General features: G+C 58.9%; 26 protein-coding genes and 1 pseudogene. 15 read left to right on the top strand and 12 right to left on the bottom strand.

The genetic code is table 11. From position 1 onward, the window contains the following. The first annotated feature begins 25 nt into the window (after positions 1 to 25). The 4 genes from AC1DCP_RS14410 to AC1DCP_RS14395 all read left to right on the top strand — a co-directional run bounded on the left by AC1DCP_RS14410 (position 26) and on the right by AC1DCP_RS14395 (position 2,239). Positions 26 to 403, top strand: coding sequence for a DUF2147 domain-containing protein (locus tag AC1DCP_RS14410; RefSeq protein ID WP_112496258.1), 378 nt, complete (start codon positions 26 to 28; stop codon positions 401 to 403). A gap of 20 nt (positions 404 to 423) precedes the next feature. Then, entirely contained in the window at positions 424 to 855 is a 432-nt protein-coding gene (locus AC1DCP_RS14405; RefSeq protein ID WP_025594888.1) for a DUF2177 family protein, read from the top strand. 131 nt (positions 856 to 986) lie between these two features. Beyond that, positions 987 to 1,529 carry a sigma-70 family RNA polymerase sigma factor gene (locus AC1DCP_RS14400; RefSeq protein WP_004431393.1) on the top strand — a complete coding sequence of 181 codons (543 nt, stop codon included), beginning with the start codon at positions 987 to 989 and terminating at the stop codon, positions 1,527 to 1,529. Then, entirely contained in the window at positions 1,526 to 2,239 is a 714-nt protein-coding gene (locus AC1DCP_RS14395; RefSeq protein ID WP_476774370.1) for an anti-sigma factor, read from the top strand. The genes AC1DCP_RS14400 and AC1DCP_RS14395 overlap by 4 nt, the downstream gene beginning before the upstream one ends. A 45-nt stretch (positions 2,240 to 2,284) precedes the next feature. Here the strand turns inward: AC1DCP_RS14395 and AC1DCP_RS14390 are convergent, their stop codons facing one another. The 3 genes from AC1DCP_RS14390 to AC1DCP_RS14380 all read right to left on the bottom strand — a co-directional run bounded on the left by AC1DCP_RS14390 (position 2,285) and on the right by AC1DCP_RS14380 (position 3,999). Further along, entirely contained in the window at positions 2,285 to 3,001 is a 717-nt protein-coding gene (locus AC1DCP_RS14390; protein WP_173995278.1) for a DUF72 domain-containing protein, read from the bottom strand. A 65-nt stretch (positions 3,002 to 3,066) separates the two neighbouring features. Further along, a complete protein-coding gene (locus AC1DCP_RS14385) occupies positions 3,067 to 3,660 on the bottom strand; it encodes a general stress protein (RefSeq protein ID WP_013761044.1) in 594 nt (197 codons plus the stop codon). Positions 3,661 to 3,681: 21 nt separating this feature from the next. Then, entirely contained in the window at positions 3,682 to 3,999 is a 318-nt protein-coding gene (locus AC1DCP_RS14380) for a PepSY domain-containing protein (RefSeq protein ID WP_013761045.1), read from the bottom strand. A 289-nt stretch (positions 4,000 to 4,288) separates the two neighbouring features. Here AC1DCP_RS14380 and AC1DCP_RS14375 point away from each other — a divergent pair. The 3 genes and pseudogenes from AC1DCP_RS14375 to AC1DCP_RS14365 all read left to right on the top strand — a co-directional run. Continuing rightward, positions 4,289 to 4,390, top strand: a pseudogene (locus AC1DCP_RS14375) (DUF892 family protein); the annotation flags it as partial. Positions 4,391 to 4,476: 86 nt separating this feature from the next. Further along, positions 4,477 to 6,621, top strand: a complete 2,145-nt coding sequence (gene katE, locus AC1DCP_RS14370) for a catalase (protein WP_173995276.1) — start codon at positions 4,477 to 4,479, stop codon at positions 6,619 to 6,621. Positions 6,622 to 6,738: 117 nt separating this feature from the next. After that, entirely contained in the window at positions 6,739 to 7,548 is an 810-nt protein-coding gene (locus AC1DCP_RS14365; protein ID WP_004431379.1) for a transglutaminase-like domain-containing protein, read from the top strand. 37 nt (positions 7,549 to 7,585) lie between these two features. Here AC1DCP_RS14365 and AC1DCP_RS14360 read toward each other — a convergent pair whose 3' ends face one another. The 4 genes from AC1DCP_RS14360 to AC1DCP_RS14345 form a co-directional block, all read right to left on the bottom strand. Next, positions 7,586 to 9,181: an EAL domain-containing protein gene (locus AC1DCP_RS14360; RefSeq protein ID WP_476774369.1), complete on the bottom strand. Its 1,596-nt coding sequence runs from the start codon at positions 9,179 to 9,181 to the stop codon at positions 7,586 to 7,588. Between the two features lie 208 nt (positions 9,182 to 9,389). Beyond that, positions 9,390 to 10,313: an SRPBCC family protein gene (locus tag AC1DCP_RS14355; protein ID WP_476774368.1), complete on the bottom strand. Its 924-nt coding sequence runs from the start codon at positions 10,311 to 10,313 to the stop codon at positions 9,390 to 9,392. Further along, positions 10,310 to 10,651 (bottom strand): ArsR/SmtB family transcription factor, encoded by a 342-nt coding sequence (locus tag AC1DCP_RS14350; RefSeq protein ID WP_476774367.1) that lies wholly within the window; start codon positions 10,649 to 10,651, stop codon positions 10,310 to 10,312. The genes AC1DCP_RS14355 and AC1DCP_RS14350 overlap by 4 nt, the downstream gene beginning before the upstream one ends. Before the next feature lie 129 nt (positions 10,652 to 10,780). Next, positions 10,781 to 12,571: an ABC transporter ATP-binding protein gene (locus tag AC1DCP_RS14345; RefSeq protein WP_065705585.1), complete on the bottom strand. Its 1,791-nt coding sequence runs from the start codon at positions 12,569 to 12,571 to the stop codon at positions 10,781 to 10,783. Here AC1DCP_RS14345 and AC1DCP_RS14340 point away from each other — a divergent pair. After that, the gene (locus AC1DCP_RS14340; RefSeq protein WP_162163082.1) at positions 12,503 to 12,736 is read left to right on the top strand and encodes a hypothetical protein; all 234 of its coding nucleotides are present in this window, start codon (positions 12,503 to 12,505) and stop codon (positions 12,734 to 12,736) included. The two genes, AC1DCP_RS14345 and AC1DCP_RS14340, sit on opposite strands and share 69 nt — an antisense overlap. A gap of 281 nt (positions 12,737 to 13,017) precedes the next feature. On the opposite strand, the gene AC1DCP_RS14335 is transcribed toward AC1DCP_RS14340, so the two are convergent. Continuing rightward, entirely contained in the window at positions 13,018 to 14,007 is a 990-nt protein-coding gene (locus tag AC1DCP_RS14335) for a Bug family tripartite tricarboxylate transporter substrate binding protein (RefSeq protein WP_025594897.1), read from the bottom strand. A gap of 176 nt (positions 14,008 to 14,183) precedes the next feature. On the opposite strand from AC1DCP_RS14335, the gene AC1DCP_RS14330 reads away from it, so the two are divergent. The 4 genes from AC1DCP_RS14330 (at position 14,184) to AC1DCP_RS14315 (ending at position 16,840) form a co-directional block, all read left to right on the top strand. Next, positions 14,184 to 15,662, top strand: a complete 1,479-nt coding sequence (locus tag AC1DCP_RS14330) for a PAS domain S-box protein (protein WP_004431372.1) — start codon at positions 14,184 to 14,186, stop codon at positions 15,660 to 15,662. Positions 15,663 to 15,802: 140 nt separating this feature from the next. After that, positions 15,803 to 15,982 carry a CsbD family protein gene (locus AC1DCP_RS14325; protein ID WP_004431371.1) on the top strand — a complete coding sequence of 60 codons (180 nt, stop codon included), beginning with the start codon at positions 15,803 to 15,805 and terminating at the stop codon, positions 15,980 to 15,982. A 31-nt stretch (positions 15,983 to 16,013) separates the two neighbouring features. Next, complete coding sequence (locus tag AC1DCP_RS14320) at positions 16,014 to 16,337, top strand: BON domain-containing protein (RefSeq protein WP_004431370.1); 324 nt, start codon at positions 16,014 to 16,016, stop codon at positions 16,335 to 16,337. Continuing rightward, entirely contained in the window at positions 16,334 to 16,840 is a 507-nt protein-coding gene (locus AC1DCP_RS14315) for a DUF992 domain-containing protein (RefSeq protein ID WP_004431368.1), read from the top strand. Before AC1DCP_RS14320 ends, AC1DCP_RS14315 begins: the two co-directional genes overlap by 4 nt. Before the next feature lie 81 nt (positions 16,841 to 16,921). Here the strand turns inward: AC1DCP_RS14315 and AC1DCP_RS14310 are convergent, their stop codons facing one another. Next, positions 16,922 to 17,470, bottom strand: coding sequence for a hypothetical protein (locus tag AC1DCP_RS14310; protein WP_035200427.1), 549 nt, complete (start codon positions 17,468 to 17,470; stop codon positions 16,922 to 16,924). A gap of 135 nt (positions 17,471 to 17,605) precedes the next feature. Between AC1DCP_RS14310 and AC1DCP_RS14305 the strand changes: the two genes are divergently transcribed. From AC1DCP_RS14305 to AC1DCP_RS14295, 3 genes are all read left to right on the top strand, one after another. Beyond that, complete coding sequence (locus AC1DCP_RS14305) at positions 17,606 to 18,268, top strand: response regulator transcription factor (protein WP_019566729.1); 663 nt, start codon at positions 17,606 to 17,608, stop codon at positions 18,266 to 18,268. Further along, positions 18,265 to 19,623, top strand: coding sequence for a sensor histidine kinase (locus AC1DCP_RS14300; protein WP_065705591.1), 1,359 nt, complete (start codon positions 18,265 to 18,267; stop codon positions 19,621 to 19,623). The genes AC1DCP_RS14305 and AC1DCP_RS14300 overlap by 4 nt, the downstream gene beginning before the upstream one ends. A 170-nt stretch (positions 19,624 to 19,793) precedes the next feature. Further along, positions 19,794 to 20,246: a GNAT family N-acetyltransferase gene (locus AC1DCP_RS14295; RefSeq protein ID WP_065661923.1), complete on the top strand. Its 453-nt coding sequence runs from the start codon at positions 19,794 to 19,796 to the stop codon at positions 20,244 to 20,246. A 53-nt stretch (positions 20,247 to 20,299) separates the two neighbouring features. Here AC1DCP_RS14295 and AC1DCP_RS14290 read toward each other — a convergent pair whose 3' ends face one another. The 3 genes from AC1DCP_RS14290 to fdhF form a co-directional block, all read right to left on the bottom strand. Further along, positions 20,300 to 21,952, bottom strand: a complete 1,653-nt coding sequence (locus AC1DCP_RS14290) for an OFA family MFS transporter (RefSeq protein WP_065705594.1) — start codon at positions 21,950 to 21,952, stop codon at positions 20,300 to 20,302. A 132-nt stretch (positions 21,953 to 22,084) separates the two neighbouring features. Next, positions 22,085 to 22,423 carry a formate dehydrogenase subunit delta gene (locus tag AC1DCP_RS14285; protein ID WP_019566726.1) on the bottom strand — a complete coding sequence of 113 codons (339 nt, stop codon included), beginning with the start codon at positions 22,421 to 22,423 and terminating at the stop codon, positions 22,085 to 22,087. 71 nt (positions 22,424 to 22,494) lie between these two features. After that, positions 22,495 to 25,377, bottom strand: a complete 2,883-nt coding sequence (gene fdhF / locus AC1DCP_RS14280; protein WP_476774366.1) for a formate dehydrogenase subunit alpha — start codon at positions 25,375 to 25,377, stop codon at positions 22,495 to 22,497. Between the last annotated feature and the right edge of the window lies 1 nt (position 25,378).

Raw genomic sequence — 25,378 nt, 5'->3', positions numbered from 1 at the left:
GGGGCAACAACTGCGGAGAAAGACGATGAAAATCAATCCCTTGATAATCGCATCCGTCCTGGGTCCGATGCTTGCGGCCTCTGGTGCCGGAGCAGCCGACATCGACGGAAACTGGGCGCGCGGCGACGGCAACGCGAAAGTGCTGATCGCGCCCTGCGGTGACAATATTTGCGCCACCAATACCTGGATCAAGCCGGGCACGCCCCAGGAAAAGACCGGTGACCGGCTGATCATGACCATAAAGCCAGATGAAACAGGCGTCTATTCGGGCACCGCCTTCGATCCGCAACGCGACAAATCCTACAAGATCACCGTGACGGTTGATGGCAACAGCATGACCACCAAGGGCTGCATCGTCGCTGGTCTCCTGTGCAAGGGCATTACCTGGGCCCGCATCAACTAGACTCTGGAAAGGACAAACCGATGAAGACCTATATCTCAGCCTACTTCTTCACCCTCATCGCCTTTCTGGTGATCGACTTCATCTGGCTAAGCACCATGGCGTCGCGACTTTATCGCCCGGCGATCGGCGATCTTCTGGCTGAGAACTTCCGGCTGGCCCCGGCGATCATCTTTTATCTCATCTACGCGGCAGGACTGACCTTTCTTGCTGTTCGTCCGGCCCTCATATCAGGCCAGTGGACGACCGCGTTGGTTTATGGTGCAGCCGTCGGCTTCATGGCCTATGCCACATATGATCTCACCAATCAGGCAACGTTGAAAAGCTGGTCCACGACGTTGACCATCGCTGATCTTCTGTGGGGCACCTTCGTGTCCGCAGCCGCTGCCATCATCGGTTACCTGGTCACCGTACGGCTGGTCGGTCCACTGCAAAATCCGGCAGGTGTGTTATGACAGCGACCATCCCTGCCGCCTGCTTCCACCCGGCCAATTTTTGGCCGGGAAGACGTGAACTTCATTTCGCGCATGCCTTGCCTTCCCACAAAGGACAACCCTATATAGGAGGCGCAAAAAGGGATGTTCGAATGCAGGGTACAGAGATAGCAACGCTCATAAACCGCGTCGGCATGGGCGATCGCTCGGCATTCGTTTCCCTCTATCAAGCCACCAGCCCGAAGCTTTATGCGATCTGCCTGAAAATCCTGCGTGACAGGACCGAAGCCGAAGAAGCGCTTCAGGAAGTCTATATCAAGATCTGGCAACGTGCCCTCACATTTGCAGCAAGCGCCGGCACACCGTCGACGTGGCTCGCCGCAATCGCCCGAAACCATGCGATCGATACGATCAGGGCCCGCAAACCCGTGGGCGACGACATTGACGAAGCCTATGACCTTGCCGATGACAGCATCCGCAATCCGGAGCAGCAGGTCGTTCTGGCCGATGAGGGTCGCAGAATCGACAATTGCATGCAGGAACTTGAAACCGTTCATGCGCAGGCGGTGCGTCGTGCCTATATCGAAGGGCTGAGCTATATCGAACTCGCCAAAGAATTGCGGGTGCCACTCAACACGGTCAGAACCTGGCTGCGGCGAAGCCTTCTCAAACTCAGAGAGTGCATGCAGCGATGACAACGAGCGAAAACAGCGAGGGCATGCATTCGCGCGACGAAATCCTCGCTGGCGAATATGTGCTCGGCGTGCTGCCGTTTGAAAAGCGTCGTGAGGTCGAGCGGCGCATGCAGGACGACAGGGTCTTCGCGCAGCTGGTCCACCGTTGGGAAAGCGAATTATCAGACTTCAACGTGGATTACGAAGAACAGGCGCCGAGTGCGGCCATTCTCGCCCGCATTGAGGAACGCCTGTTCGGCAGCAAGACCAGCAACGCCAATGGCAGCCTGTGGAGTTCCGCATCCTTCTGGCGATGGATATCGGTCGTCACGAGCGCGACTGCCGTTGCGGCAATCGTTTACGCCGCATTTCCCGAAAAATGGCAGGGCACAGCTCCGCTGGTAGCCGAACTTTCGACAACGGACAGTCAGGTCAACCTGCTTGCATCCTATGATGCAGAGACCGGCAGGATGCACATTATACCGGTTGCGACCGGTAAGGCCGATGAGAAATCACTGGAACTGTGGCTCGTGATGGATGGCGGCAAGACCCGTTCGCTCGGTGTCTTCCAGCCCGGAACGAATGGCGATCTCATTATCCCGGCGGATATGCGTAACAACATTTCGGAAGGCACGACCTTCGCGATCAGCGTGGAACCCTTCGGTGGATCACCAACTGGTCAGGCGACCGGCCCTGTTATCGCGATCGGCACCGCACGAAGGCAGCTTTAAGGCGTCACGCCTTCATGCGCTTTTGCCAACTGCTGAAACATGATTTCAGTCTGCGCACCGTTTAGTGGTTGCGCAATCGTCGAGCATTGCCAGCGCGTTCTTTATTGCGGCACCGGAGGCGGTATTGTCGAAAACGCACCAGGATTCGGCGGAAAGGCTTTTTCTAAACGAGAGGATTTCGGCGGCGCTGTATTCGGAATAATAAATCCGGGGAGCGCCGTGCAGCCGGACATATTTGGGCGGCTCGGAGAAATCACTGGCCGGCCAGACCGGTGCAGGATCGGCCAGCACACGATCAATGGCATAGCGTTGCAAAACCTCTTGCGCTGAATGCGTAGCCCAACTTGTGTGACGCGGTTCGAGTACGAGCATGCCGGGAAAGGTCTGACGCATAGTATCAAACGCGGCCTCCGCGTCGGAGACATCAAATGCGAGATTGGGTGGCAACTGGCACAATAAGGGTCCAAGCTTGCCATCCAGCGCCGCAAGTTCTCCAACAAATGCCTTGAAGACTTGTCCGATTTCCCGCAACCGGCGCTCATGCGTAATCTCGCGCGGCAGCTTCACGGCGAAGCGGAAATTATCGGGCACCGAGTTTGTCCAACGCTCGAACGTCGTCGGCCGGTGGTGCCGATAAAAGGTGGAGTTGATCTCGACGCCGTTGAATACGGCAGCATATCGGCTAAGCCCACTTCCCGTTTCGGGAAAACGGTGCGCCACGGTCTTGGGGATCGACCATCCAGCTGTTGCAATGACCGGCACTTTCACCTGCCCCGAGGCTATCAAAGAGAAGGCCGGCACATGCCGACCTTCCCTGTTTCCAACACTTAGCGTCTGTAACGCAGACGTTCCTGTTCGATTTCAGTGGGCTCATAAGGATCGAGCGTGTCGTCAAACCGTGACCAACCGTCTTCGGCATAGGCCGCGCGCCGCTTGTCCGGATCAACCCAGTTGGATTGGCGCAGGACTTCTTCGGCGTCCGTGTAAAGGCTGTCCTCGACCTTCGCGGTCACGAGCGTACCACCCCGGCGAACGCCTTCTGCGTAAACATGGGCGTGGTCTTCGGAAACGCCTGCGTCCGTCAGCGCGCCGATAAGGCCGCCGGCGGCACCGCCTGCAACGGCACCGGCAACAGCGCCTGCCGCCGTCGCGGCAAGCCAGCCTGCCGCAACCACCGGTCCGACGCCGGGAATTGCCATGATGCCAAGGCCTGTCAACAGGCCACCGACACCACCGACGGCAGCGCCGATGCCGGCACCCGTGCCTGCGCCTTCAGCAGCTTTTGTGTCATTGCCATGGCGTTCGTCTGCATTGTTGGAAACAATGCTGATATCTTTAGATGGCACGCCACGCTGTTCCAGCGCAGTAACGGCGGCGCTGGCATCGGAGTAGTCGTCGAAAAGTCCGGTAACGGTCTTCATAGGATTCTCCCAAAGATTGAATTAGTTGGCGACAATATTGCCCTGATAGTCGAGCGCCACGTTTACAGACTTGCCGTCCTTCGAGGCCTTGGCCTGCCACACGCCCTTGTCGTCGAGCGTAAGACCGGTCACTTCGGCATATCCGGCGTCCATAAGGCGTTTATTCGCCTGTTCCTCGGTAAAGCTGTTTGCGCCTTCCACAGGCGCAGTCGCATTCTTGGTGTCTGGCGTAGCGACGGCAGGCTTGCTGCCATCGGTGGCTGGAGCGGTGGACGTCTGAGCGAAGGCGCCAAGGGTCGACGCGCCGAGAAGCGCGGCGGCTAAAAGAAGCTTTTTCATGATTTTTCCTCGTTGTAGCCTTCAGTGCAGGCTCGACAGGGAAACAACATGTCGGGCCTCATGGTTCCGCCAATCTGAAAATAGAATTTGCAGGCCTTGCCGTTCCATCATCGTCGAAACGCCACAGAACTATCTCTGCCGGATGAGTAACGTCCGCCTATTCAACCGGTTACTGGCATCGCTGTGATGCCACCGCGGACCGGAATGTGAATTCTTTTCCGGGAGCAGGAACATCGTCTCCACTCAGGGGTTGTCCAAGTACATCATTCAAAGTTGATCGGATTCCCACATGCCTGCGGAAACTACATTGCATGACCTGTTCCTCGATACGCTCAAGGACATCTGTCTCGCCGAACAACAAGTGCTGAAGGCTCTGCCAAAGACCGTGCGGGGACCCTTCCAAGCTCAGGCCGCCTTTTAGGGCGGCTTTTTCATTTCCGGGTCGAATAGGCCCCTTCAAATTTCAGGAGCCACACCATGGCCAAGACCACCTCCACATCACCAAGCGACAAGACCGAAACCGTAACGATCCATGACCAGAAGCTGGAGCGCGGTGCTGGCGGCGAGCTGCATCAGACGGCGGAAAACGACGCGCCGTTGCTGACGACCGCTCAAGGGGGGCCGGTCGCGGACGACCAGAATTCTCTAAGGGTCGGGCCGCGCGGTCCGCTCGTCGTTGATGATTTCCATTTCCGCGAAAAGATCTTCCATTTCGACCATGAGCGCATTCCCGAGCGCGTCGTGCATGCTCGCGGTTACGGCGCGCATGGCTTCTTCGAGACCTACGAGTCCTTCTCCGCATACACAAAGGCGGATTTCCTGCAGCGCGCCGGCGAAAAGACACCAGCCTTCGTCCGTTTCTCGACGGTTGCGGGCAACAAGGGCTCAGCCGACCTTGCGCGCGACGTGCGCGGTTTCGCAGTGAAGCTCTATACACAGGAAGGCAACTGGGATCTCGTCGGCAATAATATTCCTGTCTTCTTCATTCAGGACGCCATCAAGTTTCCCGACCTGATCCACGCCGCCAAGCAGGAACCTGACCGGGCTTTCCCGCAGGCGCAGACGGCCCATGACAATTTCTGGGACTTCATCAGCCTGACGCCGGAAAGCATGCACATGGTCATGTGGGCCATGTCGGATCGTACGATACCGCGGTCTTTCCGCTTCATGGAGGGTTTCGGCGTTCATACCTTCCGTCTTGTGAACGCAAAGGATCAATCGACCTTCGTCAAGTTCCACTGGAAGCCGAAGCTCGGGCTTCAATCGGTCGCCTGGAACGAGGCGGTCAAGATCAATGGCGCCGATCCCGATTTCCATCGCCGCGATCTGTGGCAAGCGATCCAGTCCGGCAATTTCCCGGAATGGGAATTGCAGGTGCAGCTCTTCGATCAGGAGTTTGCCGACAGCTTCGATTTCGACGTGCTCGATCCGACAAAGATCATCCCCGAGGAAATCCTGAAGCCGCAGCCGGTCGGACGACTGGTGCTCGACCGTATGCCTGACAACTTCTTTGCCGAGACCGAGCAGGTTGCGTTCATGACGCAGAACGTGCCGCCGGGTATCGACTTCAGCAATGATCCGCTGTTGCAGGGTCGCAACTTTTCCTATCTCGACACCCAGCTGAAACGCCTTGGCGGGCCAAACTTCACCCACCTGCCGATCAATGCACCGAAGTGTCCCTTCGCGCATTTCCAGCAGGATGGCCACATGGCCATGCGCAATCCTGTTGGCAGGGTGAATTACCAGCCGAACTCGTTCGGTGAAGGCCCGAGAGAGTCGCCGAGCCGGGGGTATCGTCATTTTCCGGCAGAAGAACAGGGGATGAAGGCGCGGCTGCGCCCCGAGAGCTTTGCCGACCACTACAGCCAGGCACGGCAATTCTACATCAGCCAGACCCCGCCAGAACAGCGTCACATCGCGGCAGCCCTGACATTTGAACTGAGCAAGGTGGAAACAGCCGTGATCCGCGAACGCATGGTGTCGCATCTCATGAACATCGACGAGACGCTGGCAAACACCGTCGCGCAGAAGCTAGGTTTCAAGTCCATGCCGAAGCCGGCGGATGCCGCCATGCCGACACGTCAGGATCTGGAACCCTCGCCGGCGCTCAGCATCGTCGAGCGTGGTCCGAAACGCTTCGAAGGCCGCAAGCTTGGTATACTCGTCACCGACGGTGTCGATGCCAAATTGCTGAACGGCCTGATGTCTGCGATTACCAAGGAAAAAGCCGTCTGCGAATTGATAGCCCCGAAGGTCGGTGGCGTCACCGCCTCAGACGGGAGCTGGTTTGCGGCCCATCACATGATCGACGGCGGGCCATCGGTTCTCTTCGATGCAGTTGCACTGTTGACTTCTGTCGAGGGGATAGACGATCTGGTCAACGAGGCGACGGCGCGTGACTTCGTGGCCGATGCTTTCCAGCACTGCAAGTTCATAGGTTACGACCAGTCGGCGCTGCCATTGCTGGAAAAGGCCGGTATCGCAGGCGATCTTGACGAGGGCACGATTATCCTCCCAGGTGAGGAAGGCCTCGTTGGCTTCGTGTCGAACCTTGGCAAGCTGCGTGTCTGGGGACGGGAACCTTCCGTAAAACTCGGCAAGGCGTCACCGCCGGTAAAATGAAATCACAGGCGGGCGCGGCTACAATGCCGCGCCTTGATGACGCACGATCGCCCGCCCGAGGGCGTGAAAGCGTTTCAGCGTGAACAACATCAAGATGGCTCATAAAGGATGTACTGAATGAAGATTCGCGCCGGGTTCGATATTGCTTATGAATGCGAGAATGAGACGGCAATGCTGCTTGTTCTCAATCTCCACCCCAGCCGGCGCGCAGATCTGCTCACCGAACAGGTGCTGACCTTCGATAGGCCGATCGAGGCCTGGGGTTATATGGATATCTTCGGGAACGCCTGCAGCCGCATAACCGCACCGCCAGGTGTGACGACGATCTCGACGCGGTTCGACATATATGACGGCGGCCTGCCAGATCCGGTTCCTGAAAACGCTTTCCAGCACGATATCAAGGATTTACCAGACGATGTTCTAGTATTCCTGCTGGGCAGCCGTTACTGCGATACCGACCGCCTGGCAGACTTCGCTTGGAAAAACTTCTCGGCAACACCGCTCGGCTGGCCCCGTGTGCAGGCGATCCTCGATTTTGTGCATTCCCATATTGTCTTCAACTACGAGAAAGCCGATCCGCTCAGGACCGCATATGGCGGCTTCATCGACCGGACCGGGGTTTGCCGCGATTTCGCACATCTTGCGATCACACTCTGCCGTTGCATGAATATCCCCGCTCGCTATTGCACCGGCTATCTCGGTGATATCGGCGTGCCGAAAGACCCCAATCCGATGGATTTCAGCGCCTGGTTCGAAGTCTATCTCAGCGGCCGCTGGTATACGGTCGATGCCCGTCACAACAGGCCCCGCATCGGACGCATCTTGATGGCGACAGGACGAGATGCGACGGACGTCGCCCTGTCCACCGCCTTCGGTCCGGCTATCCTGAAGCGGTTCGAAGTCATTACGGAAGAACTGGCCGGATAGCGACGGGTAGCGTCAAGATGCTCAGGTCTCGCTCGACCTAAACAGAGGCGACCTGAATGACCTCGGGAGCGGAACCATATGTTGCCTTGTTCTGACGGTGAAAGGCGATGAATTCCTCGGCCGGAAGCGGCTTGGAAAACAACCAGCCCTGACCAAAATCCACACCATGTTCCCGCAGATAGGCCGCCTGCTCCGGCCTCTCGATACCTTCCGCAACCGAAAACAGTCCAAGCTCACGCGCCATCTCGATAATATGGAGCGTCACGGTGCTGGTTGCCGTGTTCCTGCCGATCGTATCAACGAAGGACTTGTCGATTTTCAGGGCGTCCAACGGCAGTCCCTGCAAATACTGAAGGCTGGAATAGCCGGTTCCGAAATCGTCAATTGCCACGGAATGCCCGGCCTTGCGAGCTCTGTCCAGCGTCACGCGCGCCGCGTCAATGTCGATGAAACCGCGCTCGGTCGCTTCAAGCCATATCTGCTCCTTGCGTATATCCGCGCGGACAAGGCGTTGATCGATGAAGTCTAGTATCCGGCCCGATTTTACATCTTCGGCGCAGAGATTGATGGCGATATGTGCGCTGCGATCCCCAACGAGCATGGTACCAAGATCTGCAATAATGGCTTCAACGACCTGATCGGTGATGGGCTGTATCAGCCCTGTTTCTTCCGCCAGCGGAATGAAGAGGTCTGGCCTCACCAGCGTGCCATCAGGCCGCCGCCAGCGGACAAGCGCTTCGGCGCCCACGCATATATTGGTCTTGAGTGCGATGATCGGTTGATAGTGGACGATGAATTCACGGTTCTGGACTGCGATTTCCAGTTCCGTTTCCGGCGACAACCGCTTGCGCGACATCCAGATGACGATGCCGACGATAAAAAGCGCAATGAATGCGCCGATGGGCAAAAGGATAGTCAACTCCCGTACCAGCCTTGTTCGCAACGCCGCCCTTGGCTCGAGAACCACCGCGGTCAGCGCGTTCTCCTTTACCACCGAATAAAGCCATGCGTCCGTCGTGCCCTGCCCCTCTTTTGTCGGCAACGTGGCCAGAACCCCTGTATCGGGAAGGTTCTGCGTGCTGATGACCGCAGCTTTATCGTTGAGGATCGCGAGAGACATCCCGTCCCGCAGCACAATATCAGCAAATCTGGAAGGTGCGACGAGTGCGTTGTGGTGGCCGAGATGCAGGCTCGTCATCTGGTCGCCGTGGCTGATGCCAGGCTGGATACGCAACGTCACTTCAAGGCCGTCCGGTGTGACGTAGTCGACGTGGGATTTGGCTACGTCGCCAGCGGCGCGGCCCCAGGAGGTGCATTTGATGAAGCCGTTTTCGAAATAGCCAATCTCCTCGATTGAGGGGACGTTGATCGTCACCATCCGCATTTGTGCAATATGCTGATCCGAACATGCGGGAGGGTGCGCGGTTTCAATTGCTTCCAATGCCCCTTGCGCTTGCCTGAATGTATTTCCGGCACGAACAAGCGATCTTTCGGCGACGAGGTCGAGAATGAAGAGTTCTTTTTGAATGGCGATACGCCAGGACGTCCAGGCCATGGCGGCAATGGGCAGCGCGGCGCCAACTATGGCCAGAAATATCCCCGCGGCTATCACACGCCAACGTCGTGACTGCATCATCACTCTCCAAAAGGTAGTCGAGACATCAGTGTCGCAATCTCCTTAATTTTTGCTGTGTGCGGAACGGTGAAAACCGGGTGATGCAAATTATGATTTCTGCCGTCAACGCAATCTGAAAATCACCGTGACGGCAGGAACGCTGGGCCGATAATCCAGTCACCCCGAGAGGGCATCACGCCCCTGTTGAAGTTCAGTCCCGGTGCGATTACGATGCGAAAACAAAGCGTTCCAGTTTGCCGAGCGTCTGCTGACCCAGTTCGATAGCCCCAAAACCCTTCGCGTCCTGGAACTCGGCTTCCGTGCTGAACACAATGCCGAGCACGACCTTCGTCGCGCCGTCCTGATCCTCGAACGAAGCCCAGGCGTCGGCATGTTTCGGCCCATTTTCGCCCCAGAGCAGCGTGTAGCCGATCCTCTCTTCAGGCCTGACCTCGATATATCGATGATGGTTCGGGAAGACAGTGCCGTCAGGTCCGATCATGTCGAACACCCACTCGCCGCCGGTTCGCAGATCGATCCTCTTCGTGCGACACGAAAACCCTTCCGGTCCCCACCATTGCGGCAGCGTCTCGGAATTCATCCAGGCCTTCCAGACGATGTTGCGCGGCGCCCTTATCGTTCGCTCCAGCACCATTGTTCGTCTGGCGACCTCGGCCAGATTGTTAAGACCGGCACCGAAGCCCTGCCGGTAACCCGCCTGCATATCCACAGCCAATGAGGAAAGCTGCACGGTTACGACAACGCGACTGCCCTGCTCCGTCGCCGAAAAATCAGCGGTCACCAGCGCCGCAGACTGCGTCATGTCACCGGACGACACCACCTCGTAATTGACGCTGCGCAAGGCTGGCTGCAATTCCAGCCACCCGCATTCGCAGCGAATATCAGGCTGCCCATCGACCTTGCAGAGCGAAACTTCGCGTCCGCCAACTCTGGTATCGGCTTCCAGACACTCCACGGTCACGGCGGGCGTGGGCGCTGCCCAGACAGCCCGCGCGGCAGGCGACATCCACACTTGCCAGAGGACCGACAATGGAACAGAGACCACCCTTTCGAAGCTCAGTGTTGCAAAGCGGCCATCGCCAAGATGGGGTTCAGCACGGGTGCCGTCCTGATTGCGTTTCGACATCATTCCGTGCGCTCCTTCGCAGCCTGCATTGCAAATGCTTCCAACCGGTCGAGCCGGCTCTCCCAAATGGCCCGCTGTTCATCAAGCCATGTCCGCACCGGCTCCAGAGCCTCGGGCACGATAGCGCAGGTGCGCACCCGCCCATCCTTGGAGGTGCGGATAAGCCCCGCCTCCTCCAGTACCGACAGATGCCGCATCACTGTCGGCAGGCGCAGCCCCGTGGGAGCGGACAATTCCATGACGCGGGCAGGCCCTTGCGCGAGCTTCGTTAGAATAGACCGGCGTGTCGGATCGGCCAGAGCCTGAAAGATCAGCGATAGTTCGGACGAATGCTTAGTCATAATGCTAACTATCATGCAGCACGGCTCTAACGCAAGGGAAACTTCGTCGATTAGCTAAGTGTTTGACTGTGAGCATTTGTTGGCCGCCGCGCAAAAAAAAGCCGGAGCATTGCCCCGACGTTTCATTTTTTAAGCCACCAGACCCTTGGTCAGTTCCAGCGCCTGCCGCTCGAACAGCCGGCGATAGATGCCGTCATTCAGACGGATCAGCGCCTGGTGGTCGCCCTCTTCGACAATCTTGCCCTTGTCGAACACCAGCAGACGGTCAAGCGCCCGCACGGTGGAAAGCCGGTGCGCAATGACCAGCGTGGTGCGGCCATCCATCAGACGTTCCATGGCCTCCTGGATCTGCACTTCGCTTTCGCTGTCGAGGCTCGATGTCGCCTCGTCCAGAATCAGCACCGGTGCATCCGCGAGGAAGGCACGGGCAATGGCGACACGCTGCCGCTCCCCGCCAGACAATTTAACGCCGCGCTCACCCACCATCGTCTCATAGCCCTTGGGAAGGGACATGATGAAGTTATGGGCGCTTGCCTGCCTCGCCGCCTGCTCGATCTCACGCCGTGAGGCGCTCGGCCGGCCATAGGCGATGTTTTCCGCCAGCGTGCGGTGGAACAGGATGGGTTCCTGCTGCACGATGGCGATCTGGCTGCGCAGGTTTGCCTGCCTGGCCTTGGCGATGTCCTGGCCGTCAATGCGGATCGAGCCGGAATTCACATCGTAAAGCCGCTGGATAAGCTTGACGAATGTCGTCTTTCCCGACCCCGAATGCCCGACCAGCCCCACACGCTCACCCGACCTGATGGTGACTGAAAAGTCCTCATAGAGCGGGCTGGGATGCGCGCCGTATTGAAAAGTGACGTTGTCAAAAACGATTTCGCCCTTCTCTATCCTGATCGGCCTGGCATCCGGCCTGTCTTCGACACCCAAAGGCATCTTGTCGAGCAACACCAACTCTTCCATGTCGTTGACGGCACGTTGCAGATTACGGATGTGTTGACCGACATCACGCAGATAGCCCTGCAGGACGAAGAACATCGCCAGCACGAAGGTGATGTCGCCCGGCGTCGCCAGCCCCTGCTGCCACATGACAAGGCCTGTTCCCAGAATACCGGCCTGCATGGATACCATCATGAAGCCCTGGATCGTGCCGTTCAGCGTGCCGCGTTTCCATGTCCTTCGCGTACGGTTGTCCCATTTGGCCAGCACATGGCGCAACCGCGCCTCTTCGCGAGTCTCGGCGCCAAAAGCCTTGACCACCGAATTGCAGCTGACGGCATCTGCCAGCGCGCCACCAAGCTTGGTATCCCAGGCGTTTGCAAGTCTTGCGGCCGGCGATACGAAGCCCATGGAGAGCAACACGGTGACGCCGACATAGATCAGCGACCCCGTGCCCACGATCAAGCCCATGATCGGCCAGTAACTACCCAGCACGACGGTGGCGCCCACCAGCATGACGATGGAGGGCAACAGGGCGATAAGAAGCACGTCATTGAGTGAATCAAGCGCCCACATGCCACGCGTGATCTTGCGAACCGTGGAACCGGCAAAGCTGTTGGCGTGCCAGTCGGTTGAGAACCGCTGCACCCGGTAGAAACCGTTATTCGCCACATCCGCCATGGTTTTCAGCGTCAGCCTGATGATGCCGTTAAACACGAACCAGCGCAGGACTACGCTCGTCAAGCCCAGCGCCACGACGACGACAAAGGCGCGCAGCGCCCGGTCAGCCCCGTTGCCCCCGGCAATGGCATCGACGATCTGGCCGGAGAAAACGGGCACCATGACTTCGGCCAGCGTGCTGGCAATCACCAGCACAACAATAAAGCCCACCAATGCCCGCCGGTGGGTCCAATGGTGGAAAACAAAGCCGAGCACATGGCGATAGGCATCGGCGCGGAAATCGAGCTTCTTGCGAGACATTTTAACCAGCACGGCGCCATGCGTTCGGCAACCGGTCCTCAAAAACGGAAGTTGGATGGCACAGCCCGGGCGGAAAACAAAATGATACCGTCAGATCAATCGGGCTATGAAGGAAAACAAAACCGCATGTGGGGCGCGCTCGGGGCGGGCCACGAATGGAAATGACCTAGTGTCGGTTCATTCCACGCGGGAGGAACTTGATGAATGATGATGTCATGCAACGCCTCCCTATGTTCGATCTGACGCGGTGAGAAATTTGTACCTGAGCTGTTCGCCGTTGCCAACCGGGTAATTGCAACCTTATGGCAAGTGATGCGAAAACGACACATCAGCTGGTGTGACGGCAACGAACGTGGCCGATGCCGATGAAAGCTTCGGCCACGGTTTTTGCGTGGTGGCGCTTCCCGCCGCACCCAGGCTCCGGTGCGCGGCGAGAACATATCTGGTCAATCCATCTGGACGTTTGCGTTCTTGACGACCGGTTCCCACTTGGCGATTTCGGCTGCAACGTGGCTTTTCAGCTCATCGGGCGAAGAACCGACGATCTTGGCGCTGAATTCGGCCATGCGGGCCGCCACACCAGGATCGGCAAGCGCTTTCTTGGCCGCCGCATTCAGTGTGTCCACCACATCGGCCGGTGTGCCGGCAGGCGCAAACAGCGCGTTCCACGTGTAGGTTTCATAACCGGGTACGGTTTCGGCAATGGTCGGCAGATCCGGGAATGATGACGCCCGCTCGGCAGTCGTTACGCCAAGCGCCCGCAATGTGCCGGATTTGATGTGGCCGGACGACGACGGCAGATTGTCGAACATGATCGAAATCTGGTTGCCGAGAAGATCGTTGAGCGCGGGGCCGGCACCTTTATAGGGAACGTGCTGCATGCTCACACCGGTCATGCTCTTGAACAATTCCCCTGAAAGATGCAGCGGCGTGCCATTGCCGGACGAGGCATAGGCATATTTGTCGGGTTCGGCTTTCAGAAGCGCGATCAATTCCGCGACGCTGTTGACGTTCAGCTTCGGATTGACAACAAGCACATTGGGAACCACGACCAGAAGCGAGACCGGGGCAAAATCCTTTTGCGGATCGTAAGGCTTTGTCTTGAGAATGAGCGGGTTCAAGGCATGGGTCGCAACGGTGCCCATGAGGATCGTGTAACCGTCAGGCTCTGCGCGTGCGACACGGTCGGCACCGAGATTACCGCCTGCACCGGCAACATTTTCAACGACGATCTGGTGACCAAGCTCATCACCCATTTTCTGTGCGATGACACGCGCAACCACGTCGGTTGAGCCACCTGCCGCGAAGGGAACGACCAGCGTAATCGTTCGATCAGGAAAACCCTGCGCGCTCGCCGTCAGTCCCATCATGCAAAACGAAGCAGCCGTAGCCGCAAGTTTCAACACCATACGCCGTTTCAAAGACCGGTAATTCATGAACCCTCCTGTAGAATGGCCTCCCCGCCATCAGCGCATAGTAGCTCAAATGGACCTGAGAGCAAGCAACCGGCATCGCAAACCATGCTGGAAGGCCATGCGACACGCCTGCCCTGCAACGCTTGGCGGAACCGCGCGTTATAGCGGGCACAAAGCATTGAAATACCGGGGGCAACATGGACGACAGCGTAAACATTCCCAAGATCAACCGGCTCGTGTTGCAAAACCTTATAGCTGGCCTCAGCGACGGATTGATCCTGCTCGAAAACGACGGAACGATTGCCTGGGCCAACAAGGCCGCCCTTCAGATGCACCGTATAGAAGCGATGCCTGAGCTTGGGGAGGATGCCGCTGCCTATCGGCGAAATTTCACGCTTCGATACCGCAACAACCACCTGCTCGACGAGGGGCAATATCCGCTTGAACGGCTTCTGGCGGGCGAGACCTTCGAAGATGTGACGGTAGAGATATCGCCAAGTGGCGATGAAGCGGAATGCTGGGTCCACACGGTGCGCGGGCTCGTTCTTGAAGATGCTGGCGCAAAACCGGATGTTCTGGTCTTGATCATCCGGGACGAAACGCCGCGTTTTGAGGCGGAGGCGCGCTTCGAGAGCGCCTTCAATGCAAATCCGGCGCCGGGACTGATATGCCGGCTGGAGGACAAGCGTTTCATCCGCGTCAATCAGGGTTTCCTTGAGATGACCGGGTTCAGCCGTGAAGAGATCATCGGCATCAGTGTCGAGGAACTCGGACTGTTTTCCGAGTGCGACACAGGCGAGGACGCCCTGAAAAAGCTGGAGGATGGCCGGCTCATCCGTCAGCGCGAGGCGCTCATTCCCATCCCCGGAGGCGACAGGCTGGTCATCGTGGCCGGCGAAACGATCGCCGTTGCCGAAGAACCCTGCATGCTGTTCACCTTCGCCGATCTGGACGGCCGCCGCAAAGCCCAGAACGCTCTGCGACAGAGCGAGGAGCGCTTCTTCAAATCCTTTCGCCTGTCGCCTGTCCCGGCAGCAATTTCGAGGCTGGACGACTTCGTTCTGATGGAAGTCAATGACGCGTTTCTGGTGCTGTGCGGACGCAACGAGGCCGAAGTCGTGGGCAAGACGGCCAGCGAATTGCGGCTGTGGGAGGACGCGGGTGCGCGCCGCGATCTCGAAAAGCGGCTGAAGGACAACATCCCCATCCGCGATGAGAACATGCGCATGAATCTTTCCGGTGGCGGTTTGGCCGAATGCATCGTTTCCGCCGAACGCGCCGAGATCAACGATCAGCTCTGTGTCATCTGGGCGATACAGGACGTGACTGAGCGGCGCAGAACCGAGAACGAACTGATTGAAGCGATCGAAAGCGTCATGACCGATACATCCTGGTTCAGCCGGACGGTTGTCGAGCGGCTGGCAGGGCTGCGGCAGAACTCTCGCGGCACAACCTCTTCCGCCTCCCTCAAGGATCTCACCGAGCGCGAGGAGCAAATCCTGTCACTGATCTGCGATGGATGCAGCGACAAGGAAATGAGCGACAGGCTGAACCTGTCCAAGCATACGATCCGCAACCATATCGCCTCACTCTACGGCAAGATCGGCGTCAACCGCCGCACCGCCGCCGTGATCTGGGCACGCGAGCGCGGTTTTACCGGCCATAGGGAAAAATAACCGCAGCCGAACGCGAAAATAGGTCAGTTTGTACCAGTTCAACTAGTAGCTATTGCTCTGCAAACTGTGATTTTCCCGAACTACCTTACCATCATGCCGCTACCAACAGCGGCACCCTCTAACGATGGAAGGAGTTCGTCATGGACAATAACCGTATCGAAGGTATCGCCCGTCAAGCCAAGGGCACCATCAAGGAAGCAGCCGGCAAGATCACCGGCAACGACAAGCTTCAGGCAGAAGGCAAGGCCGAGAAACTGGCTGGCCAGGCGCAGGAGAAGCTCGGACAGGCAAAGGACGCCGTCAACAAAGTTCTCAAGTGAACCATCTATGTTCAAGGCAGGAGGTTTCACGATGATGCTCTCGTGCGATGCAAACCAGGTGTCAAGCTGCGATCCCCAGGAGATCAGCCTGTGCGCCGCGTTGCAAGCCGTGATCGCCTATGCGGACGGGCAGGAAAAAAGCTCGATCTCCGTCACCTCCGTGGAGGGCCGTATCGTGCTCTCCGGAGAGGTGGAAACACTCTCTGCCTTCGAACATGCGGTCATCATCGCAGAATGTTTCGCGTCGCGGCCCATCATCGCCGATCTGGCGATACGGCAGCGGCCTTGCACCTATCTGGAGACGCCGTCCCGGCGCATCCATCTAGCGAATAACAACAGGAGTGAAAAACAATGAAGACATTCGTTCTCGCAACCGCGATTGCAACCCTGGCCCTTGCCCCGATTGCTTCAGCCGAAACGAAGCACAATGCAAAGCGCCCTATGGAAACCGCGCAGAAGGAACGCGTCGGCACCCTGTCGTGCGAAATTGCCGGCGGCGTCGGCCTTGTGGTCGGCTCCAGCAAGAGCGTGGCCTGCGAGTTTCGCCAGCGCTCCGGCAAGACCGAGCGTTATACCGGCACGATCGGCAAGCTCGGTCTCGACATCGGCGTAACCGGCAAGACCTATATGAGCTGGATCGTGCTGAACACCGCAGCCAGCCGCGTGGGTGACGGTGCGTTGAGCGGCAACTATGTTGGTGCCTCCGCTGCCGCATCGGTCGGCGTGGGCTTGGGCGCCAATGCACTGATCGGCGGCAATGCCAAGAACTTCGCGCTTCAGCCGCTCAGCGCCGAAGTCGGCACCGGCGTTAACATCGCTGCGGGTGTCTCGCGTCTGCAGTTGAAGCGTGCAGGCTAAACCTTAAAAAACCGGCGGCGCGGGCTCGGGACGGTTATCGTCTTCGAGCCCGCGCCGTCTGGCGCAGATCAGGCCCCGATATCAGGGTTTGGGGTGAGGCATCATCTCGCCCATCGGGCCGTCGCCTTTTGGCCCGCGCATCATATCCTCTTTAGGACCATGATGCGGCGGACGGCCTGCCGGTCCTAGTGCCTCGATACTGCCATCCTGACGGACGACATAGCTTGCCCGCAGGACACCCCTGTCGAAACGGCCCTGAACGCTGACCGCTTCATCGACAGTCACGACCTTCCCATTGTCGCCCTCGGGGCCGGTATCGATGAGTGCGCGGCCGCTATCATCCTGAACGATGAACTTGTTGCCGAAAATCTCGGCGACCTTGCCCTTCAGGGTCACGAGATTTCCTTCCTTGACGGTGGAAATGGCAACGGGTGTCATCGGCGCCATCTCGGGCGTCGGCCGTGTCAGCTTCACCGCACCGGCTCCGGCAGCTGCCCCAACGGCCAGCATGGCAACGGCCGCAAAGGCGAACGCGGCGGTTTTACGGCGATGTTTCCGGTGCGGCGGCACGGGAGTGTCAGAAGTGGCCTTCGGTGCTGCGATTTCGTTATTCTCTTCAGAGTGGGACATGGTGGTCTCCTGTTTGATTGACAGGGCCTTTTTACCTGCCAGGCGCCACCAGCAGCCTGAACCTTATGGTTCAGGTTGAGTTAAGCCTTCCGGGCCTAGTTAAAACACCGCCCACGAAACCGAAACGGCAGGATCATGCGCATACTTCTCGTTGAAGACGATACCGATCTTTCCCGGCGCATCGCAGCCAGCCTGCGGGCGGAAAATTTTGTCGTCGACATCGCGCAGAATGGCGAGGATGCCGAACATGCCGGGCTTACCGAACTTTACGACGTGGCCGTCCTCGATCTGGGATTACCGAAAATCGATGGCGTATCGGTTCTGAAATCATGGCGGGCGGCGCAGCGGAACCTGCCCGTGCTCGTTTTGACCGCGCGTGACGGATGGCCGGACAAGGTGGCGAGTTTCAAAGCGGGAGCAGACGATTTTCTCACCAAGCCGTTCAAGGTGGAAGAACTGGTGCTGCGGCTGCGTGCACTCGTTCGCCGTGCCACCGGCCACGCCGCCTCCGCCATCACCTGCGGTTCGCTCATCTTCGATGCGCAGCTCGGAACCTTCGAACAGGACGGCTTGCCGCTGAAGCTGACCGCGCTGGAGTGGCGGGTCCTCTCCTGCCTCATCCTGCGCAAGGAAGTGGTGGTCGACCGCCGCGAACTCATCGAACGGGTCTATGAGGGCGATGCGGAAGTGGATTCCAATTCCATCGAAGTGATCATTGCCCGCCTGCGGCGCAAGATCGGTGCCGGGCATATAGAGACCGTTCGCGGGCGCGGTTACATGCTGAAGGCAGAGCCATGAGGGAGTTTTCGGCCATTCCGGGTTCGTCGATCTCGCGCCGCCTCACGGTTTTTTCCGTGGTTTTCGTCACCGCGACCGTGATCGTCGCCTCCATCATACTCTATCTCATCGTTGCCGCCGTGGTGCGTGAACAGATCGACCAACGGCTTGACACGCAGATAGAGGGATTGCGGAGCGCGCTCTCCGGCAGCGCAAGCGGCGGCGTGACACTCAACGCCGCGCTGGACGGCCCGCCATTCGACAGGCGCGGCTCCGGCTGGTACTGGCAGATCACCGGCGAGGGTGTAGCGATCGTCTCTCGGTCGCTCGCGGGGCAAACCATAACCAACCCGCCCTCCCCGTTCGAATGGCGCAAAATGATGGGCCACGGCCCTCGTCCCGGCGCAAATACCGATTTTCACGGCGAGAAGCTCTATCTCAGATCCATTCAAACCATGGTTGGACAGCGCCTCGTCGAAATCACTGCCACTGCGCCGCAATTCGCGCTGGTTGCACCCGCCCGCAGCGCGCTTCTGTGGTTGATACCTGCCATGACCCTCTTGGGCGCGAGCCTCGTCGGCGGTATCTTCTTGCAGGTCAGATATGGTCTGCGACCACTGCGGCAACTCACCGCCGATATTTCCTCGATTTCGGCAGGCACACTCGACAGGTTGCCGGAGGCGGATGTCGAGGAACTGCGTCCCGCCTCGGGCGAAATCAACCGTCTCGTGGAGCAGAATAGCGAGAGGCTTGCGGAAACACGTCTGCACTTTGCAAATCTCGCCCATGGTCTGAAAACCCCGGTGACAAGCCTCTACCTTGCGCTCGACGAAACCAACGACCCGGACCGCGAAATGCGTGCGCTGGTGGACAGGATCGACCAGCGCATCCGTCACCATCTGGCAAGAGCCCGCAAGACCGCGGCAGGCGGCACGACCACGGTGACCGCGCTCAAACCGAGGATCGACGATATCGTTGATATCATGTCGCGTATTCATGCCGACCGGGGGATTGTCGCAACAGTCGATGTGGACCCCGAGTTGCTATTGCATGTCACGCCTGAGGATCTGGACGAGATCGTTGGCAATATCATCGACAACGCATTCAAATGGGCCAAAAGCGCGGTTTGTATTTCCGCGAAAAAGACCGGACGCGACGTCTGGATCGTGATCTCGGACGATGGACAGGGCATCGAGGACAACCGGATTTCGGAGGCTTTCCAGCCGGGCAGACGCATGGACGAGACCGTTCCGGGTGACGGCTTCGGTCTTACCATCGTCAAGGAACTTGTGGAGCTTCATGGCGGCAGCATCAGGCTGGAGCGCGGCGAAAATGGCGGGCTTACCTGTTCGCTGGCCCTGCCGGCAGGAGCTTGAGGAAAGCCCGCCTTTCCCTTTGTTGACCCTGATGCGCAGCAGCGTTAAATACAGGTTTCGAAGCAGGGAGATTTATGCGCAGAGGTTGAAAATCTGACCGCCCATCGCGGTTTCAGCCGGCTCTGAAAACGGAGCTGACCCTTTGGCATGTCTAATTCTGCGGAATTTCCATGAATATCAAATCTATCGACATCCGGCCGTTTGACGCGGCAGCGGATACGCAAATCCTGTCACGCATCTGGCTTGATGCCTCGCTGCTGGCACATCCCTTTATCGGCACGCAGCGTTTGCGCGAGCAGCAAAGACTGATCGAAGATACCTATCTGCCGCTATCGGAGACTTTCGTCGCGGCGCAGGCCGGTGACCCTGTCGGCTTCATCAGCCTGCTCGACAGTTTCATCGGAGGCCTGTTCGTCGCACCGGCACAACAGGGCAAGGGTATCGGGCGCAGGCTCATCGCCCACGCGCTTGATCTCAAGGGTGAATTGTCGCTTGAGGTCTATACCGCCAATGAGCAGGCGATGCGGTTTTACCGTTCGCTCGGCTTCCTTGAAGTCTCGCGCAGGTCGACTGACGATGACGGCCTGCCCTTCGAGAATGCCCGCCTGTCACTCAAGGCCTGAAAACAAATCCGGGCAGCCACAGGGCTGCCCGGACGATCTGATGTTTGTCGCAATCAGCCAAACAGCACAAGGCTGCTTTTGACCGTGACCCACACGCCCCAGAGAAGTGGTATGCCGACGGCTGCCCAGGCCAATGCGGCCTTGGCGTCCAAACCACCCCTGCCGATACCGAAGGAACCGGTAGGCCCTGCATTGGCGGCTGCAGTCTTGGCCTGAAGTGTCGCAACCTCCGCATCCGACATGAACCATTTCTCCGGCAGCGGTCGGACAAACGCGTTGGCGACGAGGCCGATCGCGAGCATCCCCGCCAGGATGTACATGGTGCTGGTATAGAGCGCGGGACCCGGCGCGACACCGGCCGCGATCTGTGCTTCGCGGATGTAGTTGACGACAACAGGCCCGGCGATACCCGCCGTTGCCCATGCCGTCAGCAGGCGGCCATGGATCGCGCCGACGAACTGCGTGCCGAATATGTCGGCAAGATAGGCGGGAATGGTTGCAAAGCCGCCGCCATACATCGACAGGATGATGCCGAGGGCAAGAACGAAGAACGCCTTGGAACCCATCGTTGCCAGCGTCGGGGCCAGCGCATAAAGAATGATGCCAAGCACGAAGAAGCAGAAGTAAGTGTTCTTGCGGCCGATTTTGTCGGACATGGAAGCCCAGAAGAAGCGGCCACCGATGTTAAACAGCGACAGCAGGCCCGTGAACCCGGCCGCGATGGCGGCGATCGATGCTTTCTGCTCGATGTTGAGGTCCGCAAAACCAACGCCGGGCAGACCGATCAACGAACCCGCGAAAATCTCCTGCAACATTGGCGATGCCATGCCGATCACGCCGATACCCGCTGACACGTTGAGGCACAGAACCGCCCAGATGAGCCAGAACTGCTTCGTCTTGTGCGCATCACGCAGATGAACGTGACGATTGGTGATCATGGCACTTTTGGCCGCCGGGGCCGTCCAGCCTTCCGGACGCCAGCCCGCCGGTGGAATGCGGTAACCGAAGGCACCCGCCATCATGAAGACGAAATAGATCAATGCCATGACGACGAACGTTTGCCAGACACCGACTGAAGTATCCGTCTTGAAGGTATTCATGAGCAGATTGGCAAGCGGTGCGCCGATCATAGCACCACCGCCGAAGCCCATGATGGCCATGCCGGTTGCCATGCCGCGCCGGTCCGGAAACCATTTGATCAATGTCGATACCGGCGAGATGTAACCGAGACCAAGACCAACGCCGCCGATGACACCTGCCCCGACCCACATCAGCCAGAGCTGGTGCGTCATCACGCCAAGCGCTGCAACCAGAATGCCGCCGCACCAGCAGCAGGCGGAAACGAAGCCGGCCTTGCGCGGCCCGACCCTTTCCAACCAACCGCCCCAGATCGCCGCCGAGCATCCCAGCAGGACGAAGAAGAGCGTGTAAATCCAGCCAAGATCGGCCACACGCCAGTTGCACTCGGTGGTGAACAGCGCCCCGACAAGGGTAAGGCTGGAGCAACTGGGGTCCGTTGCCGGCAATGCCTTGGACAGCGGCAGCCAGAAGACGCTGAAGCCGTAGGCCATGCCGATACACAAGTGAATGGCCAAAGCCGCCGGCGGTACCAGCCAGCGGTTGAAGCCCGGTTTTGCTATGATCCGTTCGCGGTCTAGAATCCCGGCTTGCGCCGGCCCTCCCGCAGATACGCCTGCTACTGCCATCGACACTACCTCCCTCGTGAATGTCTGGACAACCATGATACGCCCGCATTGGCCGCATCGACCGGGCGTTACCGAGATCGCCGGATGTCCCCCATCCGGCAATACCTGTTTGCGGCGTGTTACCGCCTGGCTTTACGTGGTTTCGGGAATGCTCGGTTCGGACAAGGACTCGCCCGCAGCAACGCCCTTGCCCTCCGGCGTTCCCGTGGCATCCTTGCCAAGCCCGACCGCATCGGCGGCGGGCACCCCGGGCCTCTTGATCTTGAGCGCTGCTGCGAGCACCAGCGGCAAAAACTCCCCGGCACCGGCATCAACCATCTCGAAAAACCGTTTGCGCATACGGGGTTCCCAGAATTTGTTAATGTGCGTGGCGACCCCCTCAACGCGGATATCCTCCGGCTGGGAAAGGAAAAAAGTCGCGATCTGGTTCGCCATTCTCACCAGTTTTTCGTCGGTGTGATTAAGCAACATGGCTGTTTTCCCCGCGCCGCCTGACGGACGACGTTCACGTTTTCAAAAGGCCGAGATTGCCCCGGCCCCGATTATTCGGCCGCCTCGAGCTTGCCAGCGATCCGCCGCGAACGGCGGCTGAGCGCGTCATATCCTTCCTGCCATTCGGTCGGCCCGTTCGAGGGCGAGACCTGAACTGCAGTGACCTTGTATTCCGGACAGTTCGTCGCCCAGTCGGAGTAGTCGGTGGTGATGACGTTTGCCTGCGTGCCCGGATGGTGGAAGGTGGTATAGACCACCCCCGGCGCAACGCGATCGGTGATCAGCGCCCGCAGCGTCGTATCGCCCGAACGGCTGGCGAGCTTGATCCAGTCACCATCCTTGACGCCACGCTGTTCGGCATCATGCGGATGGATTTCGAGACGATCCTCCTCATGCCAGACGACGTTTTCGGTGCGCCGTGTCTGCGCGCCGACATTGTACTGCGACAGAATGCGGCCGGTGGTGAGCAGCAGCGGAAAGCGCGGGCCGGTACGCTCGTCCGTCGCCACATATTCGGTGCGGATGAACTTGCCCTTGCCGCGCACGAACCCGTCCACATGCATGATCGGCGAGCCTTCCGGGAATTTTTCGTTACACGGCCACTGCACCGAGCCTCTGCTCTCCAGATAGTCATAGGAAACGCCGGCAAAGCTCGGTGTCGTCGCCGCGATTTCATCCATGATCTGCGACGGGTGCGTATAGTTCCAGTTCAGCCCCATGGCCTGAGCCAGCTTCTGGGTGACCTCCCAATCCGAATAGCCGTTTTTCGGCGACATGACCTTGCGCACACGATTGATGCGGCGTTCGGCATTGGTGAAGGTTCCGTCCTTTTCGAGGAAGGTGGAACCCGGCAGGAAGACATGCGCGTAGTTTGCCGTCTCGTTCAGGAACAGGTCGTGCACGACAACACATTCCATAGCGGCAAGACCGGCTGAAACATGCTTGGTGTCCGGGTCCGACTGGAGGATGTCTTCGCCCTGAATGTAGATGCCCTTGAAACTACCATCGACGGCTGCATCCAGCATGTTGGGGATGCGCAGCCCCGGCTCGTTGTTGAGGGTAACACCCCAGAGCTTTTCGAATATTTCCCGGGTGGCATCGTCGGATATATGACGATAACCGGGAAGCTCATGCGGGAAGGAACCCATGTCGCAGGAACCCTGCACATTGTTCTGGCCACGCAACGGATTGACGCCGACACCAAGGCGACCAATGTTGCCGGTCGCCATGGCAAGATTGGCAATCGCCATGACGGTCGTGGAACCCTGGCTGTGTTCGGTAACGCCAAGCCCGTAATAGATTGCGCCATTGCCGCCCTTGGCAAACAGCCTGGCGGCACCGCGCAGCTCATCGGCGGGAACGCCGGTAAAGCTTTCTGTTTCCTCCGGGCCATGCTGCGGTTCGGCCACGAACGCGGCCCAGTCCTCAAATTCCGACCAGTCGCAACGCTCGCGGATGAAGGCCTCGTCGAACAATCCTTCGGTAACGATGACATGGGCAAGGGCTGTCAGCACCGCAACATTCGTTCCGGGCTTCAGCGGCAAATGGAACGACGCCTCCACATGCGGCGTGCGAACGAGATCGATGCGGCGCGGATCGATGACGATCAGCTTGGCGCCCTGGCGCAGCCGCTTCTTCAGGCGTGAGCCGAACACCGGGTGCCCGTCCGTCGGGTTGGCGCCGATGACGAGGACAACATCCGAATGTTCGACGGAATCGAAATTCTGCGTTCCGGCAGAGGTGCCGAACGCCTGCCCCAACCCGTACCCCGTCGGCGAATGACAGACGCGGGCGCAGGTATCGACATTGTTGTTGCCGAAACCGGCACGGATGAGCTTCTGGACCAGAAAGGTCTCTTCATTGGTGCAGCGAGAAGAGGTGATACCGCCGATGGATTCGCGGCCATAGGTTCCCTGAATGCGCTGGAATTCGGAGGCGACATGGGCAAACGCCTCGTCCCACGTCACTTCGCGCCACGGGTCGCTGATCTTTTCGCGGACCATCGGGTTGAGAATACGGTCGCGGTGGCTGGCATAACCATAAGCAAAGCGACCCTTGACGCAGGAATGGCCACGGTTTGCCTGACCGTCCTTCCACGGCACCATGCGAACCAACTCCTCTCCGCGCATCTCCGCCTTGAACGAACAGCCGACGCCGCAATAAGCGCAGGTGGTGACCAGCGAATGTTCCGGCTGGCCAATGGCGATCACCGATTTTTCAGTCAGCGTCGCCGTCGGACAGGCCTGCACGCAGGCGCCGCAGGAAACGCATTCGGAATCAAGAAATGCCTCGTGCGCGCCGGGCGAAACGCGGCTTTCAAAGCCGCGCCCTTCGATCGTCAATGCGAACGTTCCCTGCACTTCCTCACAGGCGCGCACGCAGCGGGAACAGACGATGCACTTCGACGGATCGTAGGTGAAATACGGGTTGCTCTCGTCCTTGGGCATCCAGTTGGCGTTGAGGTCGCCATCGCCGGCACGGGCCTTCGCATGGTTGTCACCATCATAGCCGTAACGCACGTCACGCAGGCCGACGGCGCCAGCCATATCCTGCAATTCACAGTCGCCATTTGCGGCGCAGGTGAGACAGTCGAGCGGGTGGTCGGAGACATAAAGCTCCATCACGCCCTTGCGGATCTGCTTCAGGCGTTCCGTCTGGGTGTGGACGACAAGACCGGCCGCCACTGGCGTGGTGCAGGAGGCGGGGGTGCCATTGCGGCCCTCCACCTCGATGAGACAGAGGCGACAGGAACCGAAGGCATCGACCATATCGGTGGCGCAGAGTTTGGGAACATCGATGCCCGCTTCTCTCGAAGCACGCATGATGGACGTTCCCGCCGGCACGGTGATCTCGCGGCCGTCTATCGTTAGCGTGACCATCTCTGTCGAGGTGGATTTTGGTGTTCCGTAGTCGATTTCAGATATAAGGGCCATG

This window comes from Agrobacterium sp. 10T429 (genome assembly GCF_056393925.1).
The sequence above is the reverse complement of the archived record's forward strand: the minus strand, read 5'-3'. Positions and strand labels throughout refer to the sequence as shown.

What these genes read in the sequence shown, in the direction of transcription:
- fdhF (WP_476774366.1), bottom strand. Translation starts at nt 25,377, where the DNA reads ATGGCCCTTATATCTGAAATCGACTACGGAACACCAAAATCCACCTCG.
- AC1DCP_RS14395 (WP_476774370.1), top strand. Translation starts at nt 1,526, where the DNA reads ATGACAACGAGCGAAAACAGCGAGGGCATGCATTCGCGCGACGAAATC.
- AC1DCP_RS14345 (WP_065705585.1), bottom strand. Translation starts at nt 12,571, where the DNA reads ATGTCTCGCAAGAAGCTCGATTTCCGCGCCGATGCCTATCGCCATGTG.
- AC1DCP_RS14320 (WP_004431370.1), top strand. Translation starts at nt 16,014, where the DNA reads ATGATGCTCTCGTGCGATGCAAACCAGGTGTCAAGCTGCGATCCCCAG.
- AC1DCP_RS14310 (WP_035200427.1), bottom strand. Translation starts at nt 17,470, where the DNA reads ATGTCCCACTCTGAAGAGAATAACGAAATCGCAGCACCGAAGGCCACT.
- AC1DCP_RS14305 (WP_019566729.1), top strand. Translation starts at nt 17,606, where the DNA reads ATGCGCATACTTCTCGTTGAAGACGATACCGATCTTTCCCGGCGCATC.
- AC1DCP_RS14350 (WP_476774367.1), bottom strand. Translation starts at nt 10,651, where the DNA reads ATGACTAAGCATTCGTCCGAACTATCGCTGATCTTTCAGGCTCTGGCC.
- AC1DCP_RS14380 (WP_013761045.1), bottom strand. Translation starts at nt 3,999, where the DNA reads ATGAAAAAGCTTCTTTTAGCCGCCGCGCTTCTCGGCGCGTCGACCCTT.
- AC1DCP_RS14400 (WP_004431393.1), top strand. Translation starts at nt 987, where the DNA reads ATGCAGGGTACAGAGATAGCAACGCTCATAAACCGCGTCGGCATGGGC.
- AC1DCP_RS14295 (WP_065661923.1), top strand. Translation starts at nt 19,794, where the DNA reads ATGAATATCAAATCTATCGACATCCGGCCGTTTGACGCGGCAGCGGAT.
- AC1DCP_RS14335 (WP_025594897.1), bottom strand. Translation starts at nt 14,007, where the DNA reads ATGAATTACCGGTCTTTGAAACGGCGTATGGTGTTGAAACTTGCGGCT.
- AC1DCP_RS14360 (WP_476774369.1), bottom strand. Translation starts at nt 9,181, where the DNA reads ATGCAGTCACGACGTTGGCGTGTGATAGCCGCGGGGATATTTCTGGCC.
- AC1DCP_RS14410 (WP_112496258.1), top strand. Translation starts at nt 26, where the DNA reads ATGAAAATCAATCCCTTGATAATCGCATCCGTCCTGGGTCCGATGCTT.
- AC1DCP_RS14365 (WP_004431379.1), top strand. Translation starts at nt 6,739, where the DNA reads ATGAAGATTCGCGCCGGGTTCGATATTGCTTATGAATGCGAGAATGAG.
- AC1DCP_RS14355 (WP_476774368.1), bottom strand. Translation starts at nt 10,313, where the DNA reads ATGATGTCGAAACGCAATCAGGACGGCACCCGTGCTGAACCCCATCTT.
- AC1DCP_RS14340 (WP_162163082.1), top strand. Translation starts at nt 12,503, where the DNA reads ATGGTGGAAAACAAAGCCGAGCACATGGCGATAGGCATCGGCGCGGAA.
- AC1DCP_RS14330 (WP_004431372.1), top strand. Translation starts at nt 14,184, where the DNA reads ATGGACGACAGCGTAAACATTCCCAAGATCAACCGGCTCGTGTTGCAA.
- AC1DCP_RS14405 (WP_025594888.1), top strand. Translation starts at nt 424, where the DNA reads ATGAAGACCTATATCTCAGCCTACTTCTTCACCCTCATCGCCTTTCTG.
- AC1DCP_RS14385 (WP_013761044.1), bottom strand. Translation starts at nt 3,660, where the DNA reads ATGAAGACCGTTACCGGACTTTTCGACGACTACTCCGATGCCAGCGCC.
- AC1DCP_RS14290 (WP_065705594.1), bottom strand. Translation starts at nt 21,952, where the DNA reads ATGGCAGTAGCAGGCGTATCTGCGGGAGGGCCGGCGCAAGCCGGGATT.
- AC1DCP_RS14285 (WP_019566726.1), bottom strand. Translation starts at nt 22,423, where the DNA reads ATGTTGCTTAATCACACCGACGAAAAACTGGTGAGAATGGCGAACCAG.
- AC1DCP_RS14325 (WP_004431371.1), top strand. Translation starts at nt 15,803, where the DNA reads ATGGACAATAACCGTATCGAAGGTATCGCCCGTCAAGCCAAGGGCACC.
- AC1DCP_RS14300 (WP_065705591.1), top strand. Translation starts at nt 18,265, where the DNA reads ATGAGGGAGTTTTCGGCCATTCCGGGTTCGTCGATCTCGCGCCGCCTC.
- katE (WP_173995276.1), top strand. Translation starts at nt 4,477, where the DNA reads ATGGCCAAGACCACCTCCACATCACCAAGCGACAAGACCGAAACCGTA.
- AC1DCP_RS14315 (WP_004431368.1), top strand. Translation starts at nt 16,334, where the DNA reads ATGAAGACATTCGTTCTCGCAACCGCGATTGCAACCCTGGCCCTTGCC.